The organism is Bradyrhizobium sp. HKCCYLS2038 (assembly GCF_051167655.1).
Taxonomy (GTDB): Bacteria; Pseudomonadota; Alphaproteobacteria; order Rhizobiales; family Xanthobacteraceae; genus Bradyrhizobium.
Genome location: NZ_JBNPTM010000001.1, coordinates 697,957 through 717,253 on the forward strand (window position 1 = coordinate 697,957; position 19,297 = coordinate 717,253).

At 66.6% G+C, this 19,297-nt stretch carries 16 protein-coding genes and 1 other RNA gene; 8 read left to right on the forward strand and 9 right to left on the reverse strand.

Annotated features, from left to right (window positions below; all coding sequences use genetic code 11):
• Positions 1 to 155: 155 nt before the first annotated feature.
• The 3 genes from ACQR1I_RS03130 (at position 156) to ACQR1I_RS03140 (ending at position 1,970) form a co-directional block, all read left to right on the forward strand.
• Positions 156 to 530, forward strand: a complete 375-nt coding sequence (locus tag ACQR1I_RS03130) for a DUF4164 domain-containing protein (RefSeq protein WP_434865710.1) — start codon at positions 156 to 158, stop codon at positions 528 to 530.
• Entirely contained in the window at positions 527 to 910 is a 384-nt protein-coding gene (locus ACQR1I_RS03135; protein WP_434865711.1) for a cell division protein ZapA, read from the forward strand. The genes ACQR1I_RS03130 and ACQR1I_RS03135 overlap by 4 nt, the downstream gene beginning before the upstream one ends.
• Positions 911 to 1,259: 349 nt before the next feature.
• Positions 1,260 to 1,970, forward strand: coding sequence for a hypothetical protein (locus ACQR1I_RS03140; protein WP_434865712.1), 711 nt, complete (start codon positions 1,260 to 1,262; stop codon positions 1,968 to 1,970).
• Between the two features lie 58 nt (positions 1,971 to 2,028).
• On the opposite strand, the gene ACQR1I_RS03145 is transcribed toward ACQR1I_RS03140, so the two are convergent.
• Positions 2,029 to 2,415, reverse strand: coding sequence for an ester cyclase (locus tag ACQR1I_RS03145; protein WP_434865713.1), 387 nt, complete (start codon positions 2,413 to 2,415; stop codon positions 2,029 to 2,031).
• Positions 2,416 to 2,481: 66 nt separating this feature from the next.
• The gene (locus ACQR1I_RS03150) at positions 2,482 to 2,685 is read right to left on the reverse strand and encodes a hypothetical protein (protein ID WP_434888701.1); all 204 of its coding nucleotides are present in this window, start codon (positions 2,683 to 2,685) and stop codon (positions 2,482 to 2,484) included.
• A gap of 211 nt (positions 2,686 to 2,896) precedes the next feature.
• Here ACQR1I_RS03150 and ACQR1I_RS03155 point away from each other — a divergent pair, with 211 nt between their 5' ends.
• A complete protein-coding gene (locus tag ACQR1I_RS03155; RefSeq protein WP_434865715.1) occupies positions 2,897 to 4,165 on the forward strand; it encodes a serine hydrolase domain-containing protein in 1,269 nt (422 codons plus the stop codon).
• A 66-nt stretch (positions 4,166 to 4,231) separates the two neighbouring features.
• Here ACQR1I_RS03155 and ACQR1I_RS03160 read toward each other — a convergent pair whose 3' ends face one another.
• Positions 4,232 to 6,409, reverse strand: a complete 2,178-nt coding sequence (locus ACQR1I_RS03160) for a multicopper oxidase family protein (protein ID WP_434865716.1) — start codon at positions 6,407 to 6,409, stop codon at positions 4,232 to 4,234.
• Positions 6,410 to 6,713: 304 nt separating this feature from the next.
• On the opposite strand from ACQR1I_RS03160, the gene ACQR1I_RS03165 reads away from it, so the two are divergent.
• Entirely contained in the window at positions 6,714 to 7,355 is a 642-nt protein-coding gene (locus ACQR1I_RS03165) for a glutathione S-transferase family protein (RefSeq protein ID WP_434865717.1), read from the forward strand.
• 444 nt (positions 7,356 to 7,799) lie between these two features.
• Here ACQR1I_RS03165 and ACQR1I_RS03170 read toward each other — a convergent pair whose 3' ends face one another.
• The 4 genes from ACQR1I_RS03170 to ACQR1I_RS03185 form a co-directional block, all read right to left on the reverse strand.
• Entirely contained in the window at positions 7,800 to 9,092 is a 1,293-nt protein-coding gene (locus tag ACQR1I_RS03170) for a TAXI family TRAP transporter solute-binding subunit (RefSeq protein WP_434865718.1), read from the reverse strand.
• A 115-nt stretch (positions 9,093 to 9,207) separates the two neighbouring features.
• Complete coding sequence (locus ACQR1I_RS03175; protein ID WP_434865719.1) at positions 9,208 to 9,663, reverse strand: DsrE family protein; 456 nt, start codon at positions 9,661 to 9,663, stop codon at positions 9,208 to 9,210.
• Between the two features lie 179 nt (positions 9,664 to 9,842).
• A complete protein-coding gene (locus ACQR1I_RS03180; protein WP_434865720.1) occupies positions 9,843 to 12,380 on the reverse strand; it encodes a CPBP family intramembrane glutamic endopeptidase in 2,538 nt (845 codons plus the stop codon).
• On the reverse strand, positions 12,377 to 13,150 hold the full coding sequence (locus ACQR1I_RS03185; RefSeq protein WP_434865721.1) for an ABC transporter ATP-binding protein: 774 nt from the start codon (positions 13,148 to 13,150) through the stop codon (positions 12,377 to 12,379). Before ACQR1I_RS03185 ends, ACQR1I_RS03180 begins: the two co-directional genes overlap by 4 nt.
• Positions 13,151 to 14,297: 1,147 nt before the next feature.
• Between ACQR1I_RS03185 and ssrS the strand changes: the two genes are divergently transcribed.
• The 3 genes from ssrS (at position 14,298) to ACQR1I_RS03200 (ending at position 15,990) form a co-directional block, all read left to right on the forward strand.
• Positions 14,298 to 14,459: non-coding RNA, 6S RNA (gene ssrS / locus ACQR1I_RS03190), on the forward strand.
• 123 nt (positions 14,460 to 14,582) lie between these two features.
• Positions 14,583 to 15,164, forward strand: a complete 582-nt coding sequence (locus tag ACQR1I_RS03195; protein ID WP_434865906.1) for a 5-formyltetrahydrofolate cyclo-ligase — start codon at positions 14,583 to 14,585, stop codon at positions 15,162 to 15,164.
• Position 15,165: 1 nt separating this feature from the next.
• Positions 15,166 to 15,990 carry a TIGR00282 family metallophosphoesterase gene (locus ACQR1I_RS03200; protein WP_434865722.1) on the forward strand — a complete coding sequence of 275 codons (825 nt, stop codon included), beginning with the start codon at positions 15,166 to 15,168 and terminating at the stop codon, positions 15,988 to 15,990.
• Positions 15,991 to 16,000: 10 nt separating this feature from the next.
• Here the strand turns inward: ACQR1I_RS03200 and ACQR1I_RS03205 are convergent, their stop codons facing one another.
• Both ACQR1I_RS03205 and ACQR1I_RS03210 read right to left on the reverse strand, forming a co-directional pair.
• Positions 16,001 to 17,431: a methyl-accepting chemotaxis protein gene (locus ACQR1I_RS03205; protein WP_434865723.1), complete on the reverse strand. Its 1,431-nt coding sequence runs from the start codon at positions 17,429 to 17,431 to the stop codon at positions 16,001 to 16,003.
• A gap of 45 nt (positions 17,432 to 17,476) precedes the next feature.
• Complete coding sequence (locus ACQR1I_RS03210; RefSeq protein ID WP_434865724.1) at positions 17,477 to 19,225, reverse strand: methyl-accepting chemotaxis protein; 1,749 nt, start codon at positions 19,223 to 19,225, stop codon at positions 17,477 to 17,479.
• Positions 19,226 to 19,297 lie beyond the last annotated feature (72 nt).

Below are 19,297 nucleotides of genomic sequence, written 5' to 3' on the forward strand. Positions count from 1 at the left end.
GTCCCGCACCGCCCAAAAGTTGCTTAGTAGTGCATAGTTTCGGCCAAGCGTTGCGCTTCCCTCGCCCAACACGTAAGATTTTGCCCATAAACGCTTGCCGGACAGCGGCTTTTGTCGCATCTCCGGGGGCGGTGGAAGGGCCTCGCATCCGCATCATGAACGATCACCCTGCCAATCTTGCCGGTCAGGTGGAACCCGGCGCTGCCGATCTGGAGGCGGCGACGCGGCGACTCATGACGGCGCTCGACGCGCTGGAGAGCGCGGTCGAGCGGCGGCGCGAGGCGGATCGTGACGAGGACGAGCTGGCGACGCGGATCCAGGCGCTCGGCGCCGACCGCTCGCGCCTCGCCGACGAGCTCGACGGCTCGCTGATGAAGACGCGCCGGCTCGAACGCACCAATCGCGAGATCGCCGAACGTCTTGATGCCGCGATCGGCACCATCCGTGCGGTGCTCACTGGCGGCGATCAGGACGGTGCGGAAGGCGATGCTGAAGACGACGAGCATGACGACGACGAGGATGACGAATGAGCCACATCAACGTCACCATCAACGGCCGCCAATATCGCATGGCCTGCGAGGAAGGTCAGGAACTCAGGCTGCTGAAGCTCGCCGAGAATCTGGAGACGCGCATCACCAATCTACGCGGCAAGTTCGGCGAGATCGGTGACGCACGGCTCACCGTGATGGCGGCGCTCACCGTCTGCGACGAGCTGATCGACGCCAACCAGCGCGTGCAGATGCTGGAGCAGGAGCTCGACAGCCTGCGCAGCGTCCGCAGCCAGTCCGCCGACCGCGCCCGCGCCACCCAGGTCGCCGTCGCCAAGGCCCTGAACGCCGCCGCCGAACGCATCGAGCGCACCACGCAGGTGCTGAACCGCACGATCGGCGGCGGAGTGGCGATCGGGTAGGGACGATTCGAGCGCGCACGTGATGATGCAGTCTCATTGTGAGTTGTAGGCGTGTGGGCTTGTTGGACGTCTGGCAGGCTCGCTGCTGCATAACCGGTGTCGTCCCGGCCTTGAGCCGAGACCCATACCGCGTGATCTCTCGGTTGGGCAGGCGGCCGACATCGATCGCAACAACAACCAGCGGTAGTTGCAGGGCCCTGCGTTCTCAGGGACGACGGCGGTAGGCTTGGCGACGGCTTCGGTCTAAGTCATGCTTGCGAGTCCGTAAGAGTGGCCAAAGGCGCGCATTGAACCAGAATGCTCTGTGATCTGACTCTTTGTCGTCGGTGTAGATGCGCGTGAGCGTCAGATGACCTGTCGAGCCTTGATCCTGTTGCTGGTGGTGCTGACGCTTTCGACCGGCCATGCCGCCGCGCAGGGCGACGCAGCTCCAGCGCCGGCTCCAGCGCCTGCGAGCTGCGGCACGATCGGCGAGGAAAAATGGGGAGACAAGGAGGCAGCCTGCCTGCGCGAGCTGCGCGGCCGTGTCAGCCGCAAGGGCGAGGTGCTCACCATCCGGCTCGAGAACGGCAAGCCGAAGACCTACAAGAACGATCAGAAGGCATGCGACAGCGACGACGCGCAGCATTGCATCAGCTACATTCTGATTGGCTATCATCCGGAGTCGCGGGTCTACGCGATCGGGATTTTCTACTATGAAGGCAGCAGCGTGGAGCTGCTCAGCGCGCGCACCGGCGCGACGCTGGGGCTGCGAGGCATTCCCTACTTCACGCCGGATGGCTCCCGCTTCGTCGCGATCGACAATGACGAGGCCTATGGCGGCGAGCACGCGTTATCGATCGGCTCTGCCATGAATGGCGAGCTGTCCTTGCAGTGGGAATCTCCGCCGCCGAACCTGCCGCGGGAGTGGAGATTCGAGCGCTGGGTCGACAATGATCATGTCGCGATGCAGGTGTTTCCCGTCGACGGCGCGCACAAGTGCCCGGTAGACGACTGCAAGGCGTTTCTGGTGCGCTATGGTGACGGCTGGATCGTCCGGCCGTCGCCCCTGCCATGGTAGGCCGTAGGGTGGCAAGAGGCTACCGCAACTGCGCCGTGCCCGCGCTCCGCCGTATCGCTCACAGCTGCGCCTCGATCCCTGCTTTGTCGATCACCGACCACACCTGCGCGATCCGACCGTCGCGGAATTCGTAGAATACATGCTCGGCGAAGGCGATGCGCCGGCCGTTGATGGCGAGCCCGAGAAACGCGCTCTTCGGCGTGCAGTCGAAGTCCAACCGGCTCGCGACCCGCGGCGGGTCTGAGACCAGCAAGCCGATGTTGAAGCGCAGGTCGGGAATGTCGGCGAAGTTGCCGATCAGCATGTCGCGATAGCCGGCCAGTCCGAGCTGCCGGCCGTTATGAACGACGTGCTCGTGCACGAAATCGCCGAGCGCCGGCCACGCCTGCGCGTTCAGGCAGACGATGTAGGCGCGATAGTGATTGGCCAGTTCGGCTGAAGTCATGGCGCTGTGGTCCGACCCAACGACAGTGAGCCAACCGTTCGCAACGGCAACGGTTCCGAGCCGCGATCAGAGGCCCTCCAGGATCAGTGAGATGGTTTCCAGCGGGAATGCTGCTGCCAGCGCGCCGATGACCAGGCCGACGAGGCCGAGCACGACAGCGCCGATCCAGCCGCCCGTGTGAAGGCCAAGGGCTGCTCCTGCGAATGTGCCGGCTGCCATCGCGCAGACAGCCCATACCGTATGAAGGATGAGTCCGATCGTCCTCAGCATGCGGTCCTCGCGCATCCCTGGTCTCTCACCCGTCCCTTTGGATTCGTCTGTCCAGTCCCCCGTTGTGCGGCAGCGAACACGATCACATCGTCGCGATGCGGTCGTGTTGCGAGCGCTTGTCGTTCGCTGCGTGCTGTCCTACTGCTTGTTCAGGCGGACCCGTCGAACTCTCGCAGCGATAGCGGGATCATCCGCGCATCAGGGAGGGTTCATGAAGACGCTGATCAAGGCGGCCGCAGCTGCGGCTTTTAGCATGATCGCCACGCAGCTCGTCGCCGCGCCGTTGCCGGAGGCGAAGCCCGACGAGGTCGGCTTCTCGCAGGCCGGGCTGACGCGGATGGACGATTTCTTCACCCGCGAGATTGCGGCGAAGCGCGTGCCGGGCGCGGTGGTGGCGATCGCGCGCGACGGCAAGCTGGTGCACTACAAGGCCTATGGCCAGCTCGATCCGGTCAAGGGCACGCCGATGCCGCTGGATGCGATCTTCGCGCTGGCGTCGATGACCAAGCCGATGGCCGCGGTGGCGGGTCTTACCTTGATGGAGCAGGGGCGGCTGCCGCTGCAGGCGAAGCTCGCGGACTACTATCCGGGCTTTGCCGACATGAAGGTCGGCGTCACCCAGGAGAACGGCGCGCTGCTGCTGGTGCCGCAGGCGCGTCCTATCCTGATCCATGATCTCTATCGCCACACCTCCGGCCTGATGTATGGCGGGCGCCCCGACAGTTCGAGCGCCGTGGCGCGGCTCTATCCCGACGGCACGGCGCCGGCGATCGAGGGCGACACCCAGGCCTTCATCGAGCGCATCACCAAGCTGCCGCTGGCGCATCAGCCCGGCACGCAGTTCGAGTACAGCTTTTCGATCGACGTGCTCGGCGCCGTTGTCGAGAAGGTCAGCGAGCAGCGGCTCGGCGAGTATCTTTCGAACAATGTGTGGAAGCCGCTCGGCATGACCGATGCGACGTTCGCGCCGTCCGAGGCACAGCGGCCGCGGTTGGCGCGGCCGTTCCCGAACGATCCGCTGACCGGCAAGCCGCAGGCGATCAAGCTCTTGGATACGCCGACGAAGTCGGATTGCGGCGGCGCCTGCTCGTTCGCGACCATCGGCGACTACATCCGCTTCGGCCAGATGCTGCTCAACGGCGGCGAGCTCGACGGCGCGCGCATCCTCAGCCCGAAGACGGTGCATCACATGACCTCCAACCATCTCGGGCCCGAGATCAAGAACACCGTCGCCAATGTCGAGCCGCATCGTGCCGGCTTCGGCTTCGGGCTCGGCGTCGCCGTGCGTGTGAGCGAGGGCCTGTCGGCGGTGCCCGGCAATCCCGGCGAGTTCAGCTGGAACGGCGCGTTCGGCACGCAGTTCTTCTGCGATCCCAAGGAGCGCCTCGTGGTGGTGGTCGGCACCGCGGCGCCGGGGGACTTGCGCAAATATTATCGCGAGCAGGTGCAGGACATCGTCTACGGCGCGATGGTGAAATGAGGAGCTTGCTGAAGTAAAGGACTTGGCGCTCGTTCGTGTCGTTCGAACGAGCGCCAGGGTCTCGAACTACTTGACCTCGATCTCGGCCATCATGCCCTTGTCCTCATGTTCGAGGATGTGGCAGTGGAACACGAAGCGGCCGCCGACCATCTGCCGGGTGAATTTGATGCGGATGCGCAGGTAGCCGCCGGTCGGCACGGGATAGCTGTCGACCAGCCGCTTCTCCGGTGCGCCGCCGCGCGGCATCGCGATGCGGCCGGCGGGATCGTAGACGTCGAGCACCTCGAACTTCATCTGATGCACATGGAAATTGTGCGTCTCGTGATTGCTGTCGAGCGGATCGTTGACGATGGTCCAGGTCTCCGGCCGGCCGGCGCGGGCCGCGAGCACGACGGAGTTCTTGCCGAACGAGGCCGCGCTCTTCTCGGCCGCGGCGATGTGCGACTTCCAGCTGGCGCCTTTGAACTTGGCGCAGTCGGCGCCGATCTTGAAGTCTTCGACGTTCTGGGCCGGATCGACATGGATGGCGAGCGCGATGATGCGGTCCTGGTACTCGGCGGCGTCAGCGCAGGCGTCCTTGGCCACCGGTTGCGGATGCTCGTCGACTGCGCCGCCGTGATGATGTTCGGCCGGCTGAGGGGTATGACGCGCGGACTCCATCGGCTTGGCGCGGTCGGGAGCGACGGTGCGGGCCAGCTCGGAGCCCGGCTTCCAGGGCGTGACGACGAAGGGCAGGAACTTGCGCGGCTCGCCGGCGATCGCCGCCGGCCGGTTCAGCCGCGCCTTGGTTCGCACCATCGATTCCAGCGCCGCCAGCGCGGGTCTCGGCTCGGCCCCAAAGCTGACGGCCGCGAGGTCGACCGCCGGCCAAGTGTCGCCGAACCCCTTCGCTTCGCCGGTGAAATAGCCGTAGCTGCGCAGCCGCGCCTCGAGCGGCTGGCTGGCGTCGAAGCGGCCCTCGGCCGTGGCGCGGTCGATACCGATCTCGATCCGTGATCCCGGCATCAGCAGAACGCGCTCCGCCATGATCGGACCGCCCGCGGAGCCGTTGGCTCCGTTGCCCTCGGCCACCGCCGCGACGCCGTCGCGCGCCAGGATCTGCACCCGCAGCGGCCGGCCCGTCGTGGTCTCGACGAGCGCGAGATCGTAGGTCATGTCGGCGCTGGCATTGGCCATGCGCCAGATCTGCTGCTCACCGGAGCCGAGCGAAATTTTCGGGAACACCTGGCCGTTCACCGTGAACAGCCAGCCCTGAGTGAGCTTCTGGCCGGCGTGGTCGGGATCGTCGACCTGCGTGAAGCAGGCACCGGTCGGTGGCGGATCACCCGGGCCGGGGCCGCACAGGCCGGACGTATGATCCTTGACCGGAAGGAAGCGCGCGGTCAGTGCCCCCGGCGAGGTCTGCTCGACGCGGTCGATCTGGATGTCCTTCAGCATCAGGAATTTCTCGACCGAGGCGACCGGCTTGTTCGGATCCTGCGGACGTGCGCCGCCGGAGGCGCCCGGACCGTTCGCGGCTGGCTTGCCCTTGATGAAGATCAGGCCGGACATGCCGGCGCCGACCTGCGTGCGCGCATTGCCGTGAATGTGCGGATGATACCAGAACAGGCCCTCGGGGTGACTGTCCGGCAGCGCGATCTGGTAGTTCATCTCGTCGCGCTTGCGGCCGAAGAACAGGCGCGCATGCGTCGTGTCGGTCGAGCCGCCATGCTGCGTGCAGCGCTTCTCGCCCTCGCTGCCGGCGGGCTGGCCGGACGGCACCGTGCAGACATAGACGGTGTCGCCCACCGGTTCGGCGGCGATCGTGTCTCCCGGCTTGTCGGGGTTCGGCCTGGTGTCGAGGTCGGGACTGACCAGCAGCCCGTGCGTATGCAAATTGGTGGCGGCGAAATCGCCCGGCGTGAGCGCGTTCTTCAGCCTGATGTCGACGACATCGCCGGCATTGAGACGCCAGACATCGGGAATCAGCTTGCCGTTGTAAGTCATCAGGTCGTCGACCCGCAGCGTCGCGCCTTGCGGCAGCTTCGCGTCGTTGAACGCGAGTCCCTCGGGCATCTCGAAGCTGACCGCGCCTTGCGTGGCCACGAGCTCCGCGCTGCGCCGCGTGCGGCCGGCCGGCGCCTCGCAGGCGACATCGATCTTGCCGTCGCGGGCCGCGCAGGGATCGGACGGCGCAATCGCCTTCAGCTCTGCGGCTTGCAGGTCCTGACAGGCGGCCGTCGCGACCGCGGCGGCGAACAGCATTCGTGCTGGAATGGAAAAGCGGGACACGACACGGCGACTGATGCAATGCGGGATCATCAAATGCGTCCTCCTCGACCTCGCTGGCGAAGGAAAATACAGGCCTGAAATATGCGTCTCACTGTAGTTGAGTTCGGTTCACGCAACAACTTGCAACGGCCGCACAATGCAGTGGGCGCCGACTTCTTCGGGCGGTGATCCGCGCAAATGCCAGCTGATCGCAATCGCATCTCGGATTGCCGTCCCTCAGCTGCTGCGGTTACATTGCCGTCGGCATCGAATGGGTGCCGACAAGTCGAAAGTCGTCATGCTCACCGTTCATCACCTCGGCAAATCGCAATCCGAACGCATCGTCTGGCTGTGCGAGGAGCTGGAGATTCCCTATGAGCTGAAGTGCTACACCCGCGACGCCAGGACGATCCTGGCGCCGGCGGAGTACAAGGCGCTTCACCCGATCGGCGCTGCGCCGGTCATCACCGACGGCGATCTGGTGCTCGCCGAATCCGGCGCGGTCGTCGACTACATCATTGCCAGATACGGCCAGGGCCGGCTGCGGCCCGGGCCCGATGACCCGAACTTCGCGCCGTTCCTGTACTGGTTTCACTTCGCCAACGGCACCCTGCAGGCGGCGATGGGGCGGATGATGATCCTGAACCGGCTCAATTTGCCGGACGACAATCCGCTGCTCGGCGCTATGCGCGGGCGCCTCGACCGCGCCTTCGCCGCCGTCGAGGCGCGCTGTGGCGAGGCCGACTATCTCGCCGGCAGCGCGCTCACGGCCGCCGACATCATGACCGTGTTCTCGCTCACCACCATGCGCTACTTCCTGCCCTACGACCTCGCGCCGTTCCCCCACATCCGCACCTACCTCGCCCGCATCGCCGCCCGCCCCGCCTACCAGCGGGCGATGGCCAAGGGTGATCCGGGGATGGCGTTGTTGTTGAGCTGATCGTCGAGGGTGGTCGGGCCACCGCGCTCACGGTGTGCTCGACACGAGGCCGCGTGGGACGTGAGTCATATCGAAGCGGCCGCGCTCAATGATCGCCTTCATAGCTCTTTGAGCCACTCTGCGCCGACACGGGCGGTGCAACCTCTCCCCGCTCTTTGCGGGGAGAGGTCGGATTGCGCAGCAATCCGGGTGAGGGGCATGGCACATGCGCCGCTCAGATCTGAACTCCATCGGACGGGCACGCCGCGGTCTTCCAACGAGAGCCAATGAGCAGGAGTGGTTCTTCGAAAACCGGCACCGCTCGTGTGGCTGCCCCTCACCCCGACCCTCTCCCCGTGAAGAACGGGGAGAGGGAGCAGACTGCCCGAGGGGCGATAGATCGTCCTACACGATCATCATCGACCAACTACGTCGGCACCGCCGCGCGCGCTTTCGCGCCGTCCATCACTTCTGCCACTTCCGGCTCCACTCGAGGTACGAGCGAAACAGTTCGTCCTTCTCGGCCTTCGACGGTGCCTTGGCCTGCGAGGCCAGGAACGCCTCGAGACGGTCCTGTTGCGACAGGCTGCCGGTGGCGGCCGGCGCGGCGAGGCTGACATCGGCGTCCTTCTTCATGCGCTCCAGCACCGCGTCGACATAGGGATAGCGCTGCCAGCCCGGCACCTGGGCCTCGAGATTGAGATCCTTCCAGCCCGGATGGAACGGCGGCCGCTGCAGCCGCGCGAGATTGGTGAACAGCGTATCGACGAAACGGTTGACGCGGTCGGCGCGGTCACTGCCGGGCTTCCAGTTGTAGACCGCCAGCACCGAGGGCACGGCGATCGTCTCGATCGAGGCGTCCGGCGCCAGCAGCGCCGGATAGTTCTCGGCCTTGATCGACGTCGGGTAATAGAAGTCCGAGAACTGGCTGGTGTAGGGGATCGGCACGAAGTGGAAGCCCGGATCGGCGGCCTTCATGCTGCTGAACACCTCGCCCGGCTTCGACGCCACATAGACCATCGCGGCGATCTCGCCCTTGTGAAGCTTCTCCAGTGCCACCGGACCGCCGACCGCGACCGGCTCGATGTCGATGCCGAGGCGCCGGAAGATCAGCGGGCCGGTATGCGCGGCCGCGACTCCCGCCGTGCCGACGGCGACCTTCTGGCCCTTGAGGTCCTGCAGCGTCTTGAACTGCTCGCGTGCATAGATGTGCACGTCGGAGATGAAGAAGCGCAGCACGTAGCGGATGCGATCGTTGATGTTGGAAAGGCCGGCCTGCTTGGCATAGAAGTCGAACGCGTCGGCATAGGTGACGGCGACGTCGACGCCTCGGAGATAGAGCAGGTCGGCGATGTTCGACGTCGTGCCGCGCGTCACCATCGGAATCAGGCGCATGTTGTCGCCGTCGTCCATCGTCCGCGCCATCTCGCTGGCGAACCGCACGAAGCCGCCGTCCGGCAGGCCGGCGGCGAGCCCCACGGTCCATTGATTCATGCGCGCCTTGATCGCGTTCTCGTCCGGCGCGCTGCGCGCCTCGGACGCGCCGCGCGGCTCGGGTGCACGCGCCTGGACGACCCGCGGCTCGGTGACGCGCCGCTCCGGCGCGCGCACGGGTTTGAGGGAGAGCGGGGCTGACGGCTGATCCTTGACGGCGTCCTGGCCGGGATCCTGGGCCCGGGCGATGCTTCCGGCCGTGAACAAGACAGCAAAGATCGTTGCCAGCGCCATCAGCGCTGGACCAGCGAACGTTCGACGCATGACAAGTCCCCCGATCGCGTCTGCTCCCGCATCCCCGCGAGCAGAGCTATGTGACCTCAATCCAAGGTCGTGTGACCGTGAGACGTAAACCCGGCAAATTTGCGGCAGAAACTACCTATGGTTTCAGATAGCTCCAACCGCTCTCCTGCAGTTCCATCAGCCTGACCGCGCCCGATGGCACCATGCCCGCTTCCGCGACGATCGGGATCGGATGCCCCTCGCGCTTCTCCATGCCGCGCTTGGTGATGTTGCAGGCGGAGAATTTGATCTTGGCCGGAAAGCTGAGTTCGGCGATCTGCTTCAGCCGGTCCTTCACCGGCGAGGTGTCGTCGCGCAGCATGTTCAGGCCGGGCCCGTAGGTGACGAGCTCGATCTCGACCTCCTCGCCCTTCTCCTTGAACGTTTCCATGATGTTGGTGGCGTTGTTCAGCGCCAGATTCATGACGGCCGGATCGTTCTGATCGACCTGGATCGAGACGCGGTGAACTTTCGGCTCGGCGGCGAAGCCCGCGGTGGTCGTCACGATCAGCAGCGCGCAGGCGGCGGTGACGGTCTTGAGATCGAAGCGCATGCCAGACTCCAATGGACGCAACAGGAATGTACGCTACAGGGCATTGGGATGTGGTCGTGATCCGTCACAACCTCAGCTCCATTCGATGAGCCTCAATCATGGCGACACTATGCGCAGCCGACGCGGCGTTGCCGCGCGGGCGCCGCGATGCATGATCACCGGTGTCTCGGCACTTGGCGTCAGAACGCCAGCACGACGGCGTTGTAGACCATGTGGAGTACAACCGTCGGCGCAAGCCGGCCGTAACGTTTGAACAGCATGGCGTTGATCATGCCGAGGGCGGCGACGGGCGCCCAGGAGACGACCGGATGATAGATCGCAAAGAAGGCCCCGGCGCCAACGACGGCGCGCCAGCCGCCCCATTCGCGATCGAGCGCGCGATACAACAGGCCGCGAAACAGGAACTCCTCGGCCAGCGGCGCGAACGCGACGGCCATCATCCACACGGCCCACCGATCCCCCGGTGATGCAGCGAGGCGGCTTCGCGCGGCATCGAGCGCCTGACCGAGCTCGGGCCACCAGTGCAGCAAGTGCAAATAGAGGTGGGCCAGCAGACCCAGACCGGCACCCACGGCCGCGGCTGCCGCGACAAGCAGGAGAACGCGCAGCTTGCCGCTGAGGTCGAGCTGCAGCAGCGGGCGCGGCTTTCGTTCCGTCGCATCCCACAGCCAGATGTCGCGTTGGGCGACGCCGCGTCCGGCAAGGAAGGTGCTGACGCCGACTGCCGCGGCGGTCGCACATAGCCCGTAAATGAGGGCGACAATCCCAGCGCTGGCCTCGCCGCCGCCGGTCCCCGCCACGAATCCTGCCAGGACGGCAATGGCTTCGACCATGGCGCTGATCGCGACCATGGCGTGCAGCAGCGTCGGCGCCGGCGGCAGTGTCTCCGACCACGGGTCTGACAGAAAGGGCAGGCGGTAGCGGAAGTTCTGCCACATCGCTGCAGCCGTCAGCAGCGAGTAGACCACGCCGGTCACAGCGAGGGGCCATTGCTGGGTGAACACGCCGACGGCAAAGCTTAGGCTGCCGAGCATTGCGGCCCATCGCAGTCCTGCCCGTGGCTTCTCCTGCTCGCCCGATGACGCCGTCACGGTGGCGAGCGTCACCGTCTTGTCCGCGAGCGAACGGGCGAAGACATACCAGGCGAGGCCGAGCAGAAGGATGTGAAGGATGTCGGACGGAAAGCGAAATGCCGCATAGAGCAGGATCACGCCGACGATCGCGGTCGCAATTTCGGCCCACAGCTTCGCCTTGGCCTTCAAGAGGCTTTCCAGTCCGCGCGGCCAGGTCTGGGCAATCCACAGAGCCTGCCCTTCCGACACCAGCGATTTGGGGCCGAGGACCTGCAGGAAATACGTGCCGAACAGGATCGCAGCGCCGCAGACCGTGTTCCACGCGCCCATCGCGCTCGACATGACGCCGCGCATGTTGAAGACCTGCACCGCCGCAAGCGACAACGGGACCAGCACCGCCTGCACGAGGGCGCTGCCGTCGCGCCGGAACCACAGCAGCTCCTTGCGATAGAGCGGGTCGCGCCCGAACCGCATCTCCACCGAGCCGCGCTCGGCCGCCGTCCGCGGACGGTAGCTCAGCCCGCCCCGTGTGCTGACCCCGCCGAGCGCTAGTGCGCAGAGGATCAGGAGCGCGGCCAGCAGCCAGCACAGCAGCACTCCCTTCCAAAAGACCAACTCGCCCGAGCCGGTCTGTCCGATCAAAACTCTTGTGTGCGGCCAAGGCAGGCTGTTTGCCGCCAGCAGCCAGCGATTGATGGCCGTGAAGACTGTCTCGACCTGCGTAGCCAGGAACACCAAGGCCATGATCGAGGCGAAGCCGAACCAGCCGATCAGACCCATCACCGCGCCGCGCTTGCGCGGCGGCAACCGCAGCAGAGCCCAGATCTCGACGGCCTTGCTCACGCATGCCAGCGCAACGGCCGCGGGAACACCAACCAGGAGCGCGCCGGCGACACCGCTCCCCCAGCCATAGGCCAAGCCATACAGCACACCGGGAAAGACCGGCGCGGTCAGATAGATCGGGTTGGCCGCGATCGGTGCGATCATTTCGGCACAGAAGACCGCGGCTGGCGGGACGGGATGGCTGAACAGCCATTCCCACATCGGATCGCGTGACCGTTGCGTGTCGAGCTCCGCCCCTTCGCCTTGGCAGATCATGATCAGGCACCACCACGCCACGAGGATCAGCGCGATGAGGTCGGGCAGCCGCCCCGGCTGGGCGGCCAGCAATCTGGACGACAGCAGGGCCTGCGGATCGTTGCGGACGGTCGCCGTGAGCTGCGCGGAGATCGCGGCCTGATCGCCATGTTTTTCGCGGGCGAACTGCGCGGCCTCGGTGGCGATGTAGCGATCCTCCGCGCGGCTGATCTCGGCGCGGCGGAGGGGCGTGGCGGCCGCATCGGCTTCGCTTCTCGCGATCCGGACGGCGAACCAGTCATCGACGATGATCCGTCCGTTCGCTTCGGCCTGGACCTGCTCGGCTAAGCGCACCGCGAACGCGACCTCGACGGCGGCGCCGATGTTGAACACCAGGGCGAAAAGGACGGCCAATGCGAACGCGACGAGGGGCGCGACCGCAAACCCGCCGCGCTTGCGTTGCTGCGCCAGCCCGCGTCGCGTGCGTCCGGCCGCGCGCCTGCGGGCCGCGCCCAGCAGCAGCAGAACGACCGTCCAGAACCGGGGCGCAGCGGCGCGATCCGTCATGGAGCGGCCGATGTCTGGGTCAGTTCACGGAACACGTCCTCGAGGCTCTTCTCGCCATGCGCGGCGCGGAGTGCCTCGATGCTGCCCTTGGCGACGAGCGTACCGCGATCGATCACCACGGCATGCGAACAGAGCCGTGCCACCTGATCCATCAGGTGGGTCGAGAACAGCACGGTGGTGCCCTGCGCCGCGATGTCGATGATCAGGTCGTAGAACAGATGCGTGCCCTCGACATCGAGACCGTTGGTCGGCTCGTCGAGAATCAGCAGCTTCGGCCGATGCAGCAGCGCGAGCAGCAGCCCGAGCTTCTTCTTCATGCCGCGGGAATATTCCTCGGCAAAATTGTCGATCTCCGCCGTCAGCTGCATGCGGTCCATCAGCGGCTGGATGCTCGCCATCGTCGCGGGGACATCGAGGCCGTGCATGGCGGCCGACAGCTGCAGCGTCTCGCGCGCGGACAGATAGGCGTAGAACACCGGCTCGTCGGGCAGGAAGCCGATGGTGCGCTTGAGCTCGACGCGATCGTCGAAGGCATCGAGGCCATCGACCGTCAGGCGTCCCGACGTCGCCTTCAGGATTCCCATCAGAAGGCGGAAAAATGTCGTCTTGCCTGAGCCGTTGGGGCCGAGCAGCCCACAAATCTGCCCGGCCGGAACGGAGAACGAGACGCCGTTCAGGGCGCGCTTGTCGCCAAATGTCTTCACCAGGTTGTCGGCGGAGACAAGCAGCGGCGGTCGCAGCCCGCTCGGCGGGACTGAGGCCTCCGGCATGACAGGTCTCCTCATCGATCATCGGTGCGGCGCCAAGCCGACACCGGAGTGATCGGGATACCTTATTTCCGAACGCTAGAAAGGCAAGCACGGGGAACTTGCAGCCGGATCCCCGCGGCGACAGCTGTCTGTCACGCGCTCGCTAAGCCCACCACTGTCGTCCCGGGCAAGCCTCGACGGCGCGTCAGCGCTGTCGAGGCGCCGACCCGGGACCCATACCGCGTGATCTTTCGTGGGACGCGCGAGTGACGACGAGTCTTCGTCAAACTGCGGCCTGTGGTTATGGATCCCGGGTCGGCGCCCGACCAACGCTGTCGCGTTGGCCGTGCTTGCCCGGGATGACGGCGGAGGTTGAGGCGGCGGCGCCGTGCTACGCCCGCGGCGCGGCAGGCCGGCATCAATTTTCTGAAAAAAATAAATCTCTTGCGTTTTTACAGAAATCGTGATTATGTGCCCGCCATCCCGTCCCAAGCCGAGGGGCGTTGCGCGCGATCGTCACGACACGCGGGGCGGGGAGCGGTGGCCGCGATCATGCCGCAGCGTGAGCGAAAGCTCGTGCGGACGAACGGCGTGGCGCGGACGCGAAGTCGTGTGGTCCTGGCCTCCCGGTGCCGAGGTCAAGTGGATGTCAGCGCGCACGCGCGGCATCGATGACGGGGTCAATTCAGCCGGTCCCCGGGGAGAGCACGAAATAAGCGTGAAGACCATCGCGCAGGGAAGGCCGGGCGTGCTCGGCTGCACCTGTGGTACCTGCCGCCTGCATTTTTTTCTGCAGGCGGGCCACGGGCGCCAGCCGGCGCTCGGCCTTCCCTGCGCCCTCTGTTTCGAAGAGGGCGATCGAACAGCACAACTCGGGCGCCGAGCGCCGCGAGGAGGCGAGGTCATGTCCAGGGTGATCCGTACTGCGATGATCTGCCCCGCGGGAATCGACTCAGCAGGGAAGAGCCACACTGTCGCCCACCCACAGCCGTCATCGCCTGCGAATGCGGGCGATCCCGTAGGCCGCGGCCTTTCGAGTCGGTCACTGCCGTCACCGCGTACTGGGTCGCCCGGTCGAGCCGGGCGACGACACGGGCGGGCTACAGTGTCGCGCTCCAATCCATCCGCGCCGCTGGCAAAATCACCCCGGCATGGTTACATTGCTCAGGCGAGGCTGCGACGCGCGTCCGGAACCAATATATCCCCGGGGCCTTATCGATCCTTTAGGGAACTGTCCCTGGCCAGGTCCGTGGATCTGGACATATGGTGCCCACCTACTTTCGTAGGGAACTCCGGGATCGAGCGTTTCAACGGCGATTGCGGCTTCGCGCTTACCTGCCTGTCTCGTTGCCTGCCCCTCTGCCCCCTTCGGTTGCCGACCTGCCGCGTTTCTGCAACGTTGAAATGCCCGCGTCCGCGCGCGCGCTTTGAACGGAGGTGCCGTCGCATGCCGATGAAGGCCGCTCAGCACACCAAGCAGCAGCTGCGGTCCGCCGCGCTGGCCGCACGCGACGCCTTGAGCGACGACATCAGGAGCGCGGCCGCGCAGGCCATCGCCGCGCGCGGGCTGCCGTTCGCGATTCAGCCGGGCATGGTGGTTTCGGGCTACGCGCCGATCCGCAACGAGCTCGATCCGATGCCGCTGATGCAGGCGCTGGCCGGGCAGGGCGCACGGCTGGCGCTGCCGGTCGTCCTGGCGCGCGGCCATTCGCTGTCGTTCCGGGCCTGGTCGCTGGGCGACAGGCTGACGATGGGCTCGCTCGGCATTCCCGAACCGTCGCCGGTCGCGGCCGAGCTGGTGCCCGACGTGATGCTGGTGCCGCTCGCGGCCTTCGACCGCAGCGGTCATCGCATCGGCTATGGCGGCGGCTACTACGACTACACCTTCTCGCATCTGCGGAAGGCACATCATCTCATCGGCATCGGCCTCGGCTTTGCCATCCAGGAAACCGAGGCGATCCCGGCCCTGGCCCACGACGCGGCCCTGGATTATGTGCTAACCGAATGCGAGACCTTGGATTTCCGGAGCAATTGAGTTGCGCATTCTCTTCGTCGGCGACGTCATCGGCCGAACCGGCCGCAGCGCCGTCTCGGACCACCTTCCTGGCCTGATCCGCGACTGGGCGCTCGATCTCGTCATCGTCAATGGCGAGAACGCGGCCGGCGGCTTCGGCATCACCGAGGCGATCTATCAGGAGCTGGTCGATGCCGGCGCCGACGCGGTCACGCTCGGCAATCATTCCTGGGACCAGCGCGAGGCATTGGTGTTCATCGAGCGCGCCCCGCGCCTGGTGCGGCCGGCAAATTATCCGGCGGGCACGCCCGGCCGTGGCGCGGCGCTGATCGAAACCAAGATCGGCGCCCGCGCGCTGGTGGTCAACGTGCTCGGACGCGTGTTCATGACGCCGTTCGATGATCCGTTCGCCGCGGTGGGACGTGAGCTCGGCGCCTGCCCGTTGCGCGAGGCGGCGGATGCGATCGTGGTCGACGTCCATTGCGAGGCGTCGAGCGAGAAGCAGGGCCTCGGCCATTTCTGCGATGGCCGCGCCAGCCTTGTCGTCGGCACCCATACACATGTGCCCACGGCGGATCACCAGATCCTGCCGGGCGGCACCGCCTACATGACCGATGCCGGCATGACCGGCGATTACGATTCGATCATCGGCATGCAGAAGGACGAGCCGCTACGCCGCTTCCAGTCCGGCATCCCGTCGGCGCGGTTCGAGCCGGCCTCGGGCCCGGCGACGCTGAGCGGCGTGGCGGTCGAGACCGACGATGCGACCGGGCTCGCGGAGCGGATCGCGCCGGTCAGGATCGGCGGACGGTTGTCGCAGGCCAGGCCGTCGTTCTGGGGAGCGTAGGCCGCGCGCGTCAGGTCTTCAGCCGAAAGCCCATCCGGAACGCGCCCCAATGGCGGCCCTTGACGACAATCGGCGCGGAGAGGTCCTTCATCAGCACGAACTGCCCGCCGCCCATGTCGCGGCGGTAGGTCTGCAGCAGGAACGGCCTGTTACTGGCGGCCGCGACCTTCTTCACCGCGCGATCCTCGAACAGCCGGCGGTTGCGGCAGTTGGCGTTGTTCCAGACCGGGTCGGGCCCCTGCGGCTTGCGGTAGTTCGGATTGTGTGTCGGCAGATAGCCGCCCTTCGCCCAGGCGACGCAGAACACGATCCGGGGATCGCTGCCCTGGATCGGGTCCTGGATGGCCGGCAACACGCGGTCGGTGAACTCGACATAGCGCGTCGTGTATTGCTTGGGATTGCTGCCGGGAATTTCGCGGAGATCCTCGTCCATGAGGTCGGCGAGCCCGATCTCGCCGCGGTCGACCGCGGCCTCGAAGGTCGCCGAGATCTGCCGGGCGGTCTCGACGACCGTGCGGATCAGCGGCGCATCGGCGGTCTCGACGCCGCTCTCGGCGATCATCCCGATCAGCGCCTCGGAATGGTCGAGCAGCTTGGCGATGCGGCTGTCGGCCTGCTTGAGCTCGATCGAGGACTGGTCGACGCCCTTGGCGAGTTCGGCGAGCTCGGTGATGACGGCATCGCAATGCGCGAGGTTCGAGGTTGCGGCCTTCGCGACGCCGTCGATCTCCTGGCCGACGCTGGTGAAGCCGTCCTGGACGCGGACGATGATGCCGCCGATCTGCTGGGCGCCTTCACCCGCGGTCTTGGCGCGCGAGGAGGCCTGACCGCTCTCGCCGAGCAGGCTCTTCACCTGCGAGTCCAGTCCGCGCAGGGTGTCGCCGATCTGCTGGGTCGCCTGCCGGGTCGCTTCGGCGAGCGACTTCACCTCGCTCGCGACCACGGCGAAGCCGCGGCCGGCGCTGCCGGCGCGGGCGGCCTCGATGGTGGCGTTCAGCGCCAGAAGATTGGTCTGCTTGGCGATCGCCTCGATCGCGACCGAGACCTTGGCGACCTGCGACAAGGCATCGCCGACCGATCCGAGTCGCTGCTCGATGCGCTCGACGGAGTCGACTAGCTCGGAGATGTGCCGCACGGCGGTGTCGACCACGCTGCGCGACTGCGCGATGTCGCCGACCGCGGCGGTCGTCGCCGTTTGCACCGCCTGCGAGGCGGTGGCGATGTCGTGATTGGCCGTCACCATGGTCTTGGCGGTCGCCTGCAGATGCCCGAACCGCTGCGACTGGTAGGCCACGCGGTTGGCGACCTCCTGCACGTTGCCGGCGACGTCGGCGAGCTCGACGCCGAGACCGCCGATGCGGTCGGCGATCTCGTCGATCAGCCGCTCCGCGCCGGAATGCGGGTCGTGACTTTCCAGAATGGCGCGTTGCGCGACGGACATTTGCAGGCTCCCGGGCTCGAAGAATTCAGCGAGTCACCGCTCGGTTCACAATTTGTAGGCGGTGCGGAAGCCGCCCCAGTGGCGGCCGCGGACGCGGATCGGCACGTCGATTTCGCGCATCATGACGGTGTTGCCGTTGCCCATGTCGCGCGCGTAGCTCTGGATCAGATAGGGCCGCTGGTTGCGGCCGGCCGCGAGACCGGCCGGATCGTTGAAGATGCGGCGGTTGCGGCTGTTGGCGGTGTTGAAGGCGACATCGCCCGGCCGCTGCGGATGCGAATAGATCCGGTTGTGCACCGGCAGATAGCCATTGCGGTCGATCGCGACGCAGAACGCCATGCGCCCATCCTTGGCCAGGAATGCCTCCTGAAACGCCGGCAGCGCGCGCTCGGCCCAGTCGAGGATCCGGCTGCGGTGCTGCTGCGGATTGGTACCGGGAATCTCGGCATAGTCGGCGTCGAACATGTCCTCGAGCGTGATCTCGCCGCGGCTGACCGCGCTCTCGAAGATCCGGTTCAGCTCGGTCCCGGCCTCCATGGCGCGGGCGACGAACTCGTTGTTCTCCTCGTGCAGCGCCCAGAGCTTGTCCTCGATCTTCTCGCGCAGCTCGGCGTTGGGAGCCTCGAATCGCGCCTGGGCGCCGGCCTTGACCTGCTCGGTGACGCACAGCCGGCACGGGCCGACATCCTCGAGCATGGCGTCGAACCGCTCGTTGACGCCGAGGCGGGTGGCGTCGGGGCCGGTGATCAGCACGCCGTCGTTGGAAATCTCGTAGACCGGCGCAGCGAACGATCGCGCGCCCGATTTGATCTCGAGCTTGAGATGGCAGGGCAGGCGCTCGCTGCCGCTGCGCACGGTGCGGTCGCCCTGGCGCAGCAGCACGGCGCAGCGCGCCTTGAGTTTCTGGGCGTACATCGTCACCGCGCGCCCGGCGCTGGTCACCCGCTCGCCATAGCTCTCGGCCTGCTGGGTGGCGCTGCCGATGTCGGCGGCGCTGTCGACCACGGAGGCGATGAACTGCGACGCCTGGGCGGCATTGTCCGACATCTCGCCGGTGGTCTGGTCCTGCGCGGCAACCGCGCCATTGACGTTGCTGAACACCGGGCGGATCGCCTCGATGGCCTGCGCGATGCGATGCACGGCGTCGGCCGAGCCGGCCGCGTCCCTCTGCAGCGCCTCGATCTTGCGGGTGATCTCCTCGGTCGCGTTCTGGGTCTGCACCGCCAGCGCCTTGACCTCGGTCGCGACCACGGCGAAGCCGCGGCCGGCCTCGCCGGCGCGGGCGGCCTCGATGGTCGAGTTCAGCGCTAGCAGCGTGGTCTGGCGGGCAATCTGGGAGATCAGGTTGACGACGTTGCCGATCGCCGCCGAGGATTCGCGCAGCCGGTCGACGTTGCTGCGGGCTTCCTGGGCGGCGGCGCTGGCCTGGTCGGCGAGCTGGCCGGCGTCCTGGACCTGGGCGCGGATGCCATGGGCCGATTGCGTCACCTTCTCTGCGGCCTGGGCGAAGGTCGCGGCCGTGCCCTGGGCGGTGCTGCTGCGCCCGCTCAGCGCGTCGGCGCGCTGGCGGATGTCCGTCAGCGTGCCGGCGGTTGCTTCGGCGCCGCTGGAGACCGCATTTGCGGCGCGCTCCAGCTGGCGAATCATGCCGCCGAGTTCCAGCTCGAGCAGGTCGAGGATTGCCTTGGCGGAATCGGCCTCGCCCGACGCCGCCGGCTCGGGGGCAGGCGGGGGCCTGGCCTCGATCACCGGATCGGGCAGAGCGGCACGTCTTGCAAAGAAACCAAACGCCATGGCACGCCGAACCGTGTGAAAGGGGACGGAAGCGCGGCATCCTTGCACTTGACGGTGAAGCCATGGTTAACG